At 64.1% G+C, this 13,717-nt stretch carries 7 protein-coding genes and 3 rRNA genes; 2 read left to right on the top strand and 8 right to left on the bottom strand.

The features are described 5' to 3' along the window. Nucleotides 1-4: 4 nt before the first annotated feature. The 7 genes from DEJ48_RS33370 to DEJ48_RS33340 form a co-directional block, all read right to left on the bottom strand. Nucleotides 5-337, bottom strand: coding sequence for a small basic family protein (locus DEJ48_RS33370; RefSeq protein ID WP_003988855.1), 333 nt, complete (start codon nucleotides 335-337; stop codon nucleotides 5-7). Next, nucleotides 334-1,233: a DUF881 domain-containing protein gene (locus tag DEJ48_RS33365; RefSeq protein WP_150219863.1), complete on the bottom strand. Its 900-nt coding sequence runs from the start codon at nucleotides 1,231-1,233 to the stop codon at nucleotides 334-336. The genes DEJ48_RS33370 and DEJ48_RS33365 overlap by 4 nt, the downstream gene beginning before the upstream one ends. Nucleotides 1,234-1,322: 89 nt before the next feature. Further along, nucleotides 1,323-3,818, bottom strand: coding sequence for a mannose-1-phosphate guanyltransferase (locus DEJ48_RS33360; RefSeq protein ID WP_150219862.1), 2,496 nt, complete (start codon nucleotides 3,816-3,818; stop codon nucleotides 1,323-1,325). Between the two features lie 117 nt (nucleotides 3,819-3,935). Continuing rightward, entirely contained in the window at nucleotides 3,936-4,544 is a 609-nt protein-coding gene (locus tag DEJ48_RS33355) for a CDP-alcohol phosphatidyltransferase family protein (RefSeq protein WP_150219861.1), read from the bottom strand. Nucleotides 4,545-4,731: 187 nt separating this feature from the next. Next, nucleotides 4,732-4,848 (bottom strand): 5S ribosomal RNA (gene rrf / locus DEJ48_RS33350). Nucleotides 4,849-4,935: 87 nt separating this feature from the next. After that, a 23S ribosomal RNA gene (locus DEJ48_RS33345) occupies nucleotides 4,936-8,057 on the bottom strand. 312 nt (nucleotides 8,058-8,369) lie between these two features. Beyond that, a 16S ribosomal RNA gene (locus DEJ48_RS33340) occupies nucleotides 8,370-9,895 on the bottom strand. Together the 16S, 23S and 5S rRNA genes form the textbook arrangement of a ribosomal RNA operon. 665 nt (nucleotides 9,896-10,560) lie before the next feature. Here DEJ48_RS33340 and DEJ48_RS33330 point away from each other — a divergent pair. Together DEJ48_RS33330 and ptsP are read left to right on the top strand one after the other, a co-directional pair. Further along, nucleotides 10,561-11,010 (top strand): PTS glucose transporter subunit IIA, encoded by a 450-nt coding sequence (locus DEJ48_RS33330; RefSeq protein WP_150182667.1) that lies wholly within the window; start codon nucleotides 10,561-10,563, stop codon nucleotides 11,008-11,010. Between the two features lie 77 nt (nucleotides 11,011-11,087). After that, nucleotides 11,088-12,758 carry a phosphoenolpyruvate--protein phosphotransferase gene (gene ptsP / locus DEJ48_RS33325; RefSeq protein ID WP_150219860.1) on the top strand — a complete coding sequence of 557 codons (1,671 nt, stop codon included), beginning with the start codon at nucleotides 11,088-11,090 and terminating at the stop codon, nucleotides 12,756-12,758. A 59-nt stretch (nucleotides 12,759-12,817) separates the two neighbouring features. Here the strand turns inward: ptsP and DEJ48_RS33320 are convergent, their stop codons facing one another. Next, nucleotides 12,818-13,711, bottom strand: a complete 894-nt coding sequence (locus DEJ48_RS33320) for a hypothetical protein (RefSeq protein WP_150219859.1) — start codon at nucleotides 13,709-13,711, stop codon at nucleotides 12,818-12,820. Between the last annotated feature and the right edge of the window lie 6 nt (nucleotides 13,712-13,717).

Raw genomic sequence — 13,717 nt, 5'->3', positions numbered from 1 at the left:
GGCGTCACGCCCTGAAGACGTGCCGGCGGATCGCCGCGGCGTTGGAGAAGATCCGGATGCCGAGGACGACCACCACACCGGTGGAGAGCTGGGCGCCCACGCCCAGCTTGTCGCCCAGGAACACGATGAGCGCGGCCACCACGACGTTCGACAGGAACGACACCACGAACACCTTGTCGTCGAAGATGCCGTCGAGCATGGCCCGCAGCCCTCCGAACACGGCGTCGAGAGCCGCGACCACGGCGATCGGCAGGTACGGCTCGACCACCGCCGGAACCTCGGGCCGAACCAACAATCCGGCCACGACTCCCACGACGAGGCCCAGTACGGCGATCACGATGTGCCCTTTCCTGCCTTCGGCTCTGCTGTTCGTACGGTCACGCTCGGTGCTGCCGGAAGACGGAGCTCGTCCGACACGGAGATGCTGGTCCGGATGCCGAAGTTCTCCTGCAGAGCATGCAGGTACTGACCGTCGGGGCTGTCCTGGAACCGGGTGCTCAAGCGTTTGCCGTCTCCCACCGCGAGCACCGTATACGGCGGCACCAGCGGCCGGTTGTCGACCAGTATCGCGTCACCCGCGGCCCTGATCGCCGACAGCGCGGTGAGACGCTGGTCGTTGATGGAAATCGCTTCGGCGCCGGACTGCCACAGACCGTTGACGACACGCTGCATGTCCCGGTCACGCACACGCCCCGTGTCCGAGAACCCGTTGCTTTCGCGCGGTCCGCCACCGCCCTGTTCGGCTTCCTTCTTGTCGTCCACGACAAGCTTCACGCCGGGTCCGTGGACTTCCGTGGCGCCGGAGAGGAGCCCCACCAACTCCCCCTGGCTGCCGCCGTGCTCCTTCAGCGCCGCTTCCTGACGCTCTCCGACGTCGTCGCGGAGTTTGTCCACGTCGTCCTCGAGCGCGTCGGCACCCGCCGTCGCCTCTTCGACCCGGTCGATGAGCTCCTCGCGCTCCTTGGCCAACACAGGTGCCTCTATGCGCGCCTGCGCGGCACCCACGGTGACCACCAGGGCCGCCAGCACCAGACCGGCCGCGAGCCCGAGTTTGGCCCGCAGCGGGCGCGGGACACCACTGTCCCCTCTGGCCTCCTTGCGGGCCGCCGCCTCCGCGTATCCCTCGTCCAGACTGTGGTCCATGACGGTGGTGAGCAGCGACATGGAGGCGTCCGGGCGCCGGGGGCGCGAGGGGGTGCTCCGAACGGGGGGCTGCTGCGGCATGCCGCACATCGTCGCACGTCGCGGGCGTTACCTCCGAATGGCCCCACCGGCGCGCCGGACAGCACCTGTTGCGGCTGCTGCCCGGCGCCCGGGACAGGTCAGCGACCGGCGCTGTCCACCACCGTGGACCACTCGTCGAGCAGCGCCTGCGCGGACGCGTCGTCGGGCCCCTCGGCCCACAGGTGCGTGACGGCCTCGGCCGGGTCGGGCAGCACCAGCACCCAGCGCCCGTCGGCCTCCACGACCCGCACGCCGTCGGTGGTGTCCACGGACCGGTCACCGGCTTCCTCGACCACCCGCCGCATCACGAGCCCCTTGACCGCCCACGGCGTCGCGAGGTCACGCTTCAGCACGTGCGCCCGCGGGATCCGCGCGTCGATCTGACTCAGCGTGAGCTGCGTTCGCGCGACCAGCCCGACGAGCCGCACGAACGCGGCGGTTCCGTCGAAGACGCCACTGAACTCGGGCACGATGAACCCGCCGCGCCCATCGCCGCCGAAGATCGTCGAGTCGCCCCGCCCCACCCTCGTCAGATCGTCGGGCGACGTGGTCGTCCAGTCCACCTGCGTGCCGTGGTACGCGGCGACCTGCTCGGCGATACGCGTCGTGGTCACCGGCAGCGCCACCCGCCCGCTGCGCCGCTCGGCGGCCACCAGGTCGAGCATGACCAGCAGGGCCCTGTCGTCCTCGACGATCCGCCCCTTCTCGTCCACGAGCGAGAGACGCTCGCCGACGGGGTCGAACCGCACGCCGAAGGCGGCCCGCGCGGACGCCACGATCTCCCCGAGCCGTACGAGCCCGGACCTGCGGGCGTCGGCCGTCTCGGTGGGCCGCGACTCGTCGAGACCCGGGTTGATCGTCAGCGCGTCCACCCCGAGCTTCCCGAGGAGGCTCGGCAGTACGAGTCCGGCGCTTCCGTTGGACGCGTCGACGACGACCTTCAGCCCCGACTCGGCGACACCTGTGGTGTCCACGTTCCGCAGCAGCGACCCGGTGTACGAGTCGAAGACGCTGGACGGGAAGTGCAGGTCACCGATCTCACCCGGGAAGGCCCGCCGGTACTCCTGGCGCGCGTAGACCCGGTCGAGCTTGCGCTGGCTCCCCTGCGACAGGTCGGCTCCGTTCCCGTCGAAGAACATGATGTCGACGGAGTCCGGCACACCGGGCGTCGTCCGGATCATGATCCCCCCGGCACTGCCCCTGGCCGTCTGCTGCCGCGCGACCGGCAGCGGCACGTTCTCCAGATCCCGTACGTCGATGGCGCTGGCCTGCAGCGCCGAGATCACCGCACGCTTGAGCGCACGCGCGCCTCGCGAGTGGTCACGCGCGGTGGTGACGGTGGAGCCCTTCTTCAGGGTCGTCGCGTACGCCCCCGCGAGCCGTACGGCGAGCTCCGGCGTGATCTCCACGTTCAGGATTCCGGAGACTCCCCGCGCGCCGAACAGATGCGCCTGGCCGCGGGACTCCCAGATGACCGAGGTGTTGACGAACGCGCCTGCCTCGATCGTCTTGAACGGATACACCCTGACGTTGCCCTGGACGATCGATTCTTCACCGACCAGGCACTCGTCCCCGATGACCGCGCCGTCCTCGATTCTGGCGGCGCGCATGATGTCGGTGTTCTTGCCGACGACACAGCCACGGAGGTTGCTGTGCTGGCCGATGTAGACGTTGTCGTGCACGACGGCCTTGTGCAGGAACGCACCGCTCTTCACCACGACGTTCGAGCCCACGACAGTGTGCTCACGGATTTCGGCGTCCGCTTCGATCTTGGCGTAGTCACCGACGTACAGCGGGCCGCGCAGCACGGCGTCGGGATGCACCTCGGCCCCTTCGGCCACCCACACGCCGGGCGAGATCTCGAAGCCGTCGAGCTCGACGTCGACCTTGCCCTCGAGCACGTCGGCCTGCGCCTTGACGTAGCTCTCGTGCGTGCCGACGTCCTCCCAGTAGCCCTCGGCGACGTAGCCGTACACGGGCTTGCCTTCCTTCATGAGCTGCGGGAAGACGTCTCCGGACCAGTCGACCGGCACGTCGGGGTCGACGTAGTCGAATACCTCGGGCTCCATCACGTAGATGCCCGTGTTCACCGTGTCGGAGAAGACCTGTCCCCAGGTCGGCTTCTCCAGGAAGCGCTCGACCTTGCCCTCTTCGTCGACGATGGTGATGCCGAATTCCAGCGGGTTGGGTACGCGCGTGAGACACACGGTGACGAGCGCGCCCTTTTCCTTGTGGAAGGAAATGAGCTCGCTGAGGTCGAAATCGGTGAGCGCGTCACCGGAGATCACGAGGAAGGCGTCGTCCTTCAGCGCTTCCTCGGCGTTCTTCACGCTGCCCGCGGTCCCGAGCGGCTTTTCCTCGTTGGCATAGGTGAGCTCCATTCCCAGCTCTTCGCCGTCGCCGAAGTAGTTCTTGACGAGCGATGCCAAGAACTGCACTGTCACTACGGTCTCGGTGAGCCCATGCCTCTTCAGCAGGCGCAGCACGTGCTCCATGATCGGCCGGTTGGCCACGGGAAGGAGCGGCTTGGGCATGCTCGAGGTCATGGGGCGAAGGCGGGTGCCCTCACCGCCGGCCATCACGACGGCCTTCATGTCGGAAACGTCCTCCTCATTAGACGACGAACCAGCCGACACAGCTCACCGGGATGGGCTTGCCATCATTGCTCGGATGAGAGCCTTCGAGCCTCTGCAGCTGCCATAACGGCGAGCTCAAGCGGCTGGCTTGTCCACCTTGACAAGTCGGCGGACCTGGACCACATAGAGGATCCCTGCCCACCAGTACAGACTTGTACCCCAACCTGCGAACGCCCATCCGAAAATAGCAGCGAGTGTGGCAAGCGGGCCGCTTCCGTCACTGAGGAGCAGTAGTGGAAAGGCGTACATCAGGTTGAAGGTGGCGGCCTTGCCCAGGAAGTTCACCTGCGGCGGCGGATAGCCATGCCGCCTGAGGACTCCGACCATCACCAGCAGGACCAGCTCACGCAGCAGCAGTGCCGCGGTCAGCCAGAGCGGAAGAATCTCCCGCCAGGTGAGTCCGACCAGGGTGGAGAGGATATAGAGCCGGTCGGCCGCGGGGTCGAGGAGCCGGCCCAGGTTGCTGATCTGGTTCCAGCGACGCGCGAGCTTGCCGTCGAGGTAGTCACTGACTCCGCTCAGCGCCAGGACCAGCAGCGCCCATCCGTCGCTGTTGGGCCCGCCGAACTCGGGCCTGAGGATCAACCACAGGAAGAGGGGTACGCCGGCGAGGCGCGCCATGCTGAGGATGTTCGGGATGGTGAGGACACGGTCCGTCTGGACCCGCGTCTCCTGGACCTCCACCCGGGGGCCTCCTGTGGGAAAAGAGCCAATGATGCCTCCTGACCTTACCCTCAGTGGCCCCTCGGGAGTGCAGGAGGGGGTCCGGGAGTGGGGCCGAGGAGATCCGGAGTGGGCGGCCTTACACCGGGAAAACAAAAAAGAGCTGGTCCCTGAACCGAAGTTCAGGGACCAGCTCTTATCAAAAGGAGTTCGGCGGCGTCCTACTCTCCCACAGGGTCCCCCCTGCAGTACCATCGGCGCTGTGAGGCTTAGCTTCCGGGTTCGGAATGTAACCGGGCGTTTCCCTCACGCTATGACCACCGAAACACTATGAAACTGTCAACCGCACCATGCGTGACCTTGCATGGGGTTGTTCGTGGTTTCAGAACCAACACAGTGGACGCGAGCAACTGAGGACAAGCCCTCGGCCTATTAGTACCAGTCACCTCCACCCGTTACCGGGCTTCCAGATCTGGCCTATCAACCCAGTCGTCTACTGGGAGCCTTAACCCCTCAAAGGGGGTGGGAATACTCATCTCGAAGCAGGCTTCCCGCTTAGATGCTTTCAGCGGTTATCCTTTCCGAACGTAGCCAACCAGCCATGCCCTTGGCAGGACAACTGGCACACCAGAGGTTCGTCCGTCCCGGTCCTCTCGTACTAGGGACAGCCCTTCTCAATATTCCTACGCGCACAGAGGATAGGGACCGAACTGTCTCACGACGTTCTAAACCCAGCTCGCGTACCGCTTTAATGGGCGAACAGCCCAACCCTTGGGACCGACTCCAGCCCCAGGATGCGACGAGCCGACATCGAGGTGCCAAACCATCCCGTCGATATGGACTCTTGGGGAAGATCAGCCTGTTATCCCCGGGGTACCTTTTATCCGTTGAGCGACGGCGCTTCCACAAGCCACCGCCGGATCACTAGTCCCGACTTTCGTCCCTGCTCGACCCGTCGGTCTCACAGTCAAGCTCCCTTGTGCACTTACACTCAACACCTGATTACCAACCAGGCTGAGGGAACCTTTGGGCGCCTCCGTTACTCTTTGGGAGGCAACCGCCCCAGTTAAACTACCCATCAGACACTGTCCCTGATCCGGATCACGGACCGAGGTTAGACATCCAGCACGACCAGAGTGGTATTTCAACGTTGACTCCACGAACACTGGCGTGCCCGCTTCAAAGTCTCCCACCTATCCTACACAAGCCGAACCGAACACCAATATCAAACTGTAGTAAAGGTCCCGGGGTCTTTCCGTCCTTCTGCGCGAAACGAGCATCTTTACTCGTAGTGCAATTTCACCGGGCCTATGGTTGAGACAGTCGAGAAGTCGTTACGCCATTCGTGCAGGTCGGAACTTACCCGACAAGGAATTTCGCTACCTTAGGATGGTTATAGTTACCACCGCCGTTTACTGGCGCTTAAGTTCTCAGCTTCGCACGCCCGAAAGCGCACTAACCGGTCCCCTTAACGTTCCAGCACCGGGCAGGCGTCAGTCCGTATACATCGCCTTACGGCTTCGCACGGACCTGTGTTTTTAGTAAACAGTCGCTTCTCGCTGGTCTCTGCGGCCACCCCCAGCTCAGAGTGCAAGACTCATCACCAGGAATGGCCCCCCTTCTCCCGAAGTTACGGGGGCATTTTGCCGAGTTCCTTAACCATAGTTCACCCGAACGCCTCGGTATTCTCTACCTGACCACCTGAGTCGGTTTAGGGTACGGGCCGCCATGAAACTCGCTAGAGGCTTTTCTCGACAGCATAGGATCATCCACTTCACCACAATCGGCTCGGCATCAGGTCTCACCCTCATGTCATCCGGATTTACCTAGATGACGGGCTACACCCTTACCCCGGGACAACCACCGCCCGGGCTGGACTACCTTCCTGCGTCACCCCATCACTCACCTACTACCACCTTGGGTCAGCGGCTCCACCACTTCCCTTTGCCCGAAGGCTCCAGGACGGCTTCACGGCCTTAGCATTAATGGGCTCGATGTTTGACGCTTCACAGCGGGTACCGGAATATCAACCGGTTATCCATCGACTACGCCTGTCGGCCTCGCCTTAGGTCCCGACTTACCCTGGGCAGATCAGCTTGACCCAGGAACCCTTAGTCAATCGGCGCACACGTTTCTCACGTATGTATCGCTACTCATGCCTGCATTCTCACTCGTGAACCGTCCACCACTGCCTTCCGGCGCAGCTTCACCCGGCACACGACGCTCCCCTACCCATCCCAGCACCCGTTGGGGCTTACTGCTGGAATGACACGACTTCGGCGGTACGCTTGAGCCCCGCTACATTGTCGGCGCGGAATCACTAGACCAGTGAGCTATTACGCACTCTTTCAAGGGTGGCTGCTTCTAAGCCAACCTCCTGGTTGTCTCTGCGACTCCACATCCTTTCCCACTTAGCGTACGCTTAGGGGCCTTAGTCGATGCTCTGGGCTGTTTCCCTCTCGACCATGGAGCTTATCCCCCACAGTCTCACTGCCGTGCTCTCACTTACCGGCATTCGGAGTTTGGCTAAGGTCAGTAACCCGGTAGGGCCCATCGCCTATCCAGTGCTCTACCTCCGGCAAGAAACACACGACGCTGCACCTAAATGCATTTCGGGGAGAACCAGCTATCACGGAGTTTGATTGGCCTTTCACCCCTAACCACAGGTCATCCCCCAGGTTTTCAACCCTGGTGGGTTCGGTCCTCCACGACCTCTTACAGCCGCTTCAACCTGCCCATGGCTAGATCACTCCGCTTCGGGTCTTGAGCGCGCTACTATGTCGCCCTATTCGGACTCGCTTTCGCTACGGCTTCCCCACACGGGTTAACCTCGCAACACACCGCAAACTCGCAGGCTCATTCTTCAAAAGGCACGCAGTCACGAGGATGGAGCAAGCTCCATCCCGACGCTCCCACGGCTTGTAGGCACACGGTTTCAGGTACTATTTCACTCCGCTCCCGCGGTACTTTTCACCATTCCCTCACGGTACTATCCGCTATCGGTCACCAGGGAATATTTAGGCTTAACGGGTGGTCCCGCCAGATTCACACGGGATTTCTCGGGCCCCGTGCTACTTGGGTGTCTCTCAAACGAGCCGCTGACGTTTCGACTACGGGGGTCTTACCCTCTACGCCGGACCTTTCGCATGTCCTTCGTCTACATCAACGGTTTCTGACTCGTCTCACAGCCGGCAGACTGTAAAAGAGAGATCCCACAACCCCGTATGCGCAACCCCTGCCGGGTCTCACACGCATACGGTTTGGCCTCATCCGGTTTCGCTCGCCACTACTCCCGGAATCACGGTTGTTTTCTCTTCCTGCGGGTACTGAGATGTTTCACTTCCCCGCGTTCCCTCCACACTGCCTATGTGTTCAGCAGCGGGTGACAGCCCATGACGACTGCCGGGTTTCCCCATTCGGAAACCCCCGGATCAAAGCCTGGTTGACGACTCCCCGGGGACTATCGTGGCCTCCCACGTCCTTCATCGGTTCCTGGTGCCAAGGCATCCACCGTGCGCCCTTAAAAACTTGGCCACAGATGCTCGCGTCCACTGTGCAGTTCTCAAACAACGACCAACCACCCATCACCCCACTGGAAACCAGTGAGTGCACTGGGGTCGGCACTGAAGGCAGCCGAAAACCGGCCGTACCTTCAGATACCCAACAGCGTGCCCGACACCCTTACCGCTTCCCTCAACGCTCCACGCTCTGACGAGCAGTACTAGAAGGAGAAGACGATCAAGTGTGCCGAGTAGTCAACGTTCCACCCATGAGCAACCACCGTCGAACGTTTGCCGACGTAGTGGCCTCTGAACCAAGCAAGCCTGGCTTAGAAGTGCTCCTTAGAAAGGAGGTGATCCAGCCGCACCTTCCGGTACGGCTACCTTGTTACGACTTCGTCCCAATCGCCAGTCCCACCTTCGACAGCTCCCTCCCACAAGGGGTTGGGCCACCGGCTTCGGGTGTTACCGACTTTCGTGACGTGACGGGCGGTGTGTACAAGGCCCGGGAACGTATTCACCGCAGCAATGCTGATCTGCGATTACTAGCAACTCCAACTTCATGGGGTCGAGTTGCAGACCCCAATCCGAACTGAGACCGACTTTTTGAGATTCGCTCCACCTCACGGTATCGCAGCTCATTGTATCGGCCATTGTAGCACGTGTGCAGCCCAAGACATAAGGGGCATGATGACTTGACGTCGTCCCCACCTTCCTCCGAGTTGACCCCGGCGGTCTCCTGTGAGTCCCCATCACCCCGAAGGGCATGCTGGCAACACAGAACAAGGGTTGCGCTCGTTGCGGGACTTAACCCAACATCTCACGACACGAGCTGACGACAGCCATGCACCACCTGTACACCGACCACAAGGGGGGCACTATCTCTAATGCTTTCCGGTGTATGTCAAGCCTTGGTAAGGTTCTTCGCGTTGCGTCGAATTAAGCCACATGCTCCGCTGCTTGTGCGGGCCCCCGTCAATTCCTTTGAGTTTTAGCCTTGCGGCCGTACTCCCCAGGCGGGGAACTTAATGCGTTAGCTGCGGCACCGACGACGTGGAATGTCGCCAACACCTAGTTCCCACCGTTTACGGCGTGGACTACCAGGGTATCTAATCCTGTTCGCTCCCCACGCTTTCGCTCCTCAGCGTCAGTAATGGCCCAGAGATCCGCCTTCGCCACCGGTGTTCCTCCTGATATCTGCGCATTTCACCGCTACACCAGGAATTCCGATCTCCCCTACCACACTCTAGCTAGCCCGTATCGACTGCAGACTCGGGGTTAAGCCCCGAGCTTTCACAATCGACGTGACAAGCCGCCTACGAGCTCTTTACGCCCAATAATTCCGGACAACGCTTGCGCCCTACGTATTACCGCGGCTGCTGGCACGTAGTTAGCCGGCGCTTCTTCTGCAGGTACCGTCACTTTCGCTTCTTCCCTGCTGAAAGAGGTTTACAACCCGAAGGCCGTCATCCCTCACGCGGCGTCGCTGCATCAGGCTTTCGCCCATTGTGCAATATTCCCCACTGCTGCCTCCCGTAGGAGTCTGGGCCGTGTCTCAGTCCCAGTGTGGCCGGTCGCCCTCTCAGGCCGGCTACCCGTCGTCGCCTTGGTGAGCTTCTACCTCACCAACAAGCTGATAGGCCGCGGGCTCATCCTTCACCGCCGGAGCTTTCAACCTTCCCCCATGCGAGGGAAGGTGTTATCCGGTATTAGACCCCGTTTCCAGGGCTTGTCCCAGAGTGAAGGGCAGATTGCCCACGTGTTACTCACCCGTTCGCCACTAATCCACCCCGAAGGGCTTCATCGTTCGACTTGCATGTGTTAAGCACGCCGCCAGCGTTCGTCCTGAGCCAGGATCAAACTCTCCGTGAATGTGTACCGGTAATCCGGTGCTCACACACGAGAGCGGAACGGTCGGGAGGAATAATCCCGTCCGTTCACAGCGTCCTCGCTGTGTTTTTTCAAAGGAACCTCCAACTCACCGAAGTGAGCCGGGGTTATCAACATATCTGGCGTTGACTTTTGGCACGCTGTTGAGTTCTCAAGGAACGGACGCTTCCTTTGTACTCACCCTTGCGGGCTTTCCTCCGGGCGCTTCCCTTCGGTGTTTCTTTTGTTCTTGCGTTTCCGACTCTATCAGACTCTTTCGTGTCCGATTTCCTCGGTGCCTTTCCGGTTCCCGCTCCGGCCTTTCGGCTTTCGCGTTTCCCTTTCCGGCGGCTCCGACTTTATCAGGTCTTTCTCGACCCTCTGACCACGGTCACCGCAGACATGCGGAACCGGACCCAGGGATAGGATCTGACTTGAAGGATGCCGCCGGGACCGGACGCTTGCTGCGTCCCACGGCCCCAGGCAGGAGTACGACTGTACATCGGGCCCCGGGCAGGCGCAAATCGCTTGTGCCCTGCCTCTACTCCCGCCAACCGGGACCACTCATGCGGAACCGGGACTTCTTATGACTTACGCTTCTGAACAGTGCGTCGTCCCGGACAGGTAGTGACGGCGGCTACGTATCTCCACCCCCTGGGAGGCTTGCCATGACCAGTGTTTCGTCCCCGCTCGCAGGACGTGCCATTGGGCTCTCCGCTGTACCGGATCCCGTGTTCTCAGGCGCCATGGTCGGGCCTGGCACGGCCATCGATCCCGCGCGAGAGCCCTCTGAGGCCGTCTCTCCCGTGGACGGCATCGTCGTCTCTCTTCACCCCCACGCCTTCGTGGTGGTCGACGACCAGGGTCACGGCGTGCTGACGCACCTCGGCATCGACACCGTCCAGCTCAACGGCGAGGGCTTCGAGCTCCTCGTCAACAAGGGCGACACCGTGCAGCGCGGCCAGGCCGTGGTGCGCTGGGACCCGTCGGCCGTCGAGGCCGCCGGCAAGTCCCCGGTGTGCCCCATCGTGGCCCTCGAGGCCACGGCCGAGTCCCTCTCCGACCTCGTCGAGGACGGCGAAGTGAAGGCCGGCGACGCTCTCTTCAGCTGGAAGTGACGTCATCGCCGTCGTTGACGGCACGCAGGACAACCACCGCGGCGGCTGGGCCCGTCGCACTACCGGAGACGGGTGAAATGGAGACAACGCTGCGAGGCGTCGGTGTCAGCCACGGAGTGGCGGTCGGCGAGGTCCGGCACATGGGCACGGCGGTTCTGGAGCCGCCGGCCAAGCAGATTCCGGCGGAGGAGGCCGAGCGCGAACAGGGGCGTGCTCGCCAGGCCGTGGAAGCTGTGGCGGCCGACCTGAATGCGCGCGGCAATCTGGCCGGTGGCGAGGCCCAGGCGGTGCTCGAGGCGCAGGCCATGATCGCTCAGGACCCGGAGCTCATGTCCGACGTCGACCGGCGCATCACCGTCGGCAGCACGGCCGAGCGCGCTGTCTACGACGCCTTCTCCCACTACCGCGAACTGCTCGCCGGTGCCGGTGAGTACATGGCCGGTCGAGTGGCGGACCTCGATGACGTGCGCAACCGCATCGTCGCGCGCCTGCTGGGCGTTCCGATGCCGGGTGTTCCGGACAGCGACCAGCCGTACGTGCTGATCGCGCGTGACCTCGCGCCCGCGGACACCGCGCTCCTCGACCCCGCTCTGGTGCTCGGCTTCGTCACCGAAGAGGGCGGGCCCACCAGCCACAGCGCGATCCTCGCCCGTGCGCTCGGCGTGCCGGCCGTGGTCGCGCTGCCGGGCGCCGGTGAGCTCGTCGAGGGCACGGTCGTGGCCGTGGACGGCAGCACCGGTGAGATCTTCGTGGACCCGAGCGCCGAGAAGCGGGAGCAGCTCGAGGCTGCCGCCGCCGAGCGCAAGGCCGCGCTGGCCGCGTCGACCGGTCCGGGTGCGACCTCCGACGGGCACAAGGTGCCGCTGCTCGCCAACGTCGGCGGTCCCGCCGATGTGCCGGCGGCCGTCGAGGCGGGTGCCGAGGGTGTCGGCCTGTTCCGTACCGAGTTCCTGTTCCTCGACGACAGCACCAAGGCGCCGTCCGAGGAGAAGCAGGTCGAGGCGTACCGCAAGGTGCTCGAGGCCTTCCCCGAGGGCCGGGTCGTCGTGCGTGTGCTGGACGCCGGCGCCGACAAGCCGCTCGACTTCCTGACGCCGGCCGACGAGCCGAACCCGGCGCTCGGCGTGCGCGGGCTGCGGTCGCTGCTCGACCACCCCGAGGTGCTGCGGACGCAGCTGACCGCGCTGGCCAAGGCCGCCGAGGGGCTGCCCGTCTACCTCGAGGTCATGGCGCCGATGGTGGCGGACCGTGCCGATGCCAAGGCGTTCGCCGACGCGTGCCGCGAGGCGGGGCTGCAGGCGAAGTTCGGTGCGATGGTCGAGATTCCGTCGGCCGCCCTGCGGGCGCGCTCGATCCTCCAGGAGGTCGAGTTCCTCTCGCTGGGCACCAACGACCTCGCCCAGTACGCCTTCGCCGCCGACCGGCAGGTGGGCGCGGTGTCCCGGCTCCAGGACCCGTGGCAGCCCGCGCTGCTCGACCTGGTCGCGCTGTCCGCCGAGGCGGCGAGCGCCGAGGGCAAGAGCTGTGGCGTGTGCGGCGAGGCGGCTTCCGACCCGCTGCTCGCGTGTGTGCTGACCGGTCTGGGTGTCACCTCCCTGTCGATGGGTGCGGCGTCCATTCCTTACGTGCGTGCGACGCTCGGCAAGTACACGCTGGCGCAGTGCGAGCGTGCCGCGTCGGCGGCGCGTGCCGCGGACAGTGCGGAAGAGGCTCGCAAGGCCGCACAGGCGGTGCTCTCCGGCGAGTAGCCGACGAGTGTTTGATTTCGAGGGCCGCCCCGCCGTTCGGTGGGGCGGCCCTCGTGTGTTCAGTGGGTATGGCCCCCTTCGGGATCGGCGGCTTCGAGGCTGGGTGCGGCGCAGTAGTCGACGTCGGATTCGGGGGCGACGAGTTCGCCCGTGATGGCATCGGTGCAGTAGGCGTCGAAGACTTCGGCCTCGGTGAGCGGCTGGAGTCGGCCGCCGTTCATGCGCCAGCCCTGGACGCGGTCGCGGGTGCCGTCGGCGCTGGAGCGCAGCACCATGCCGGCGGCGCGGTGGGTGGCGATGCCGACGGCGAGGACCGTCGCGAATTCGAGGGCCTCGGTGTGGTCGAGGAGGGCGTGGCCTTCGGTGTCCACCTCGACGTGGAGTGCGGCGAGGAGGGTTTCGGGGTCGGAGGGCACGCTGCACACGAGGTGGCGGGTGCCGGGATGGGTGGTGTCGAGGGCCTGGGTGATGAGTGCGGAGGCCCGGTTGAAGGCGGCTTGGCCGATGTCCTCGCCGCAGGTCGCGCAGGTGCCTGCGCGGGCGAGCACGACGGTCGCGTACTCCCAGGTGGCTCGGCGGACCGCTTCGTCGACGAGGTCGGGGACGAGGTCGGCGAGGGCCTGTCCCTCGTACGGAACGGTGGGGCCGCCCGATGCCAGTGCGGCGGTGAAGCGGCTGCGGCTGGCGGAGGTGTCCGGGTTCAGGCCGGTCTCCGCGCAGTACTCCTGGTACTCCTCGGGGTCGAAGAGCGCGATGGTGGTGTGCCGGCCCTGGGACGCGAGGGTTCTGAGGAGGCCTTCCACCTGCTGGAGGTAGGTCTCGTGGTCGTCGAAGGTGAAAGTGCGGTAGCGGCGCATGGCCGCGAAGTCCTCCTCGTCGGCCAGCAGGCCGATGGTTCCGGCGACTTCGCGGCGCAGTGCGCGTCGCATCGTGTCGTTTCGGGCGTCCGCCATGATTTC

Origin of the sequence: Streptomyces venezuelae (genome assembly GCF_008642315.1) — a bacterium.
Taxonomy (GTDB): Bacteria; Actinomycetota; Actinomycetes; order Streptomycetales; family Streptomycetaceae; genus Streptomyces; species Streptomyces venezuelae_D.
Note: the sequence above shows the minus strand (reverse complement) of the source record. Positions and strands in the feature narration are given on the sequence as shown.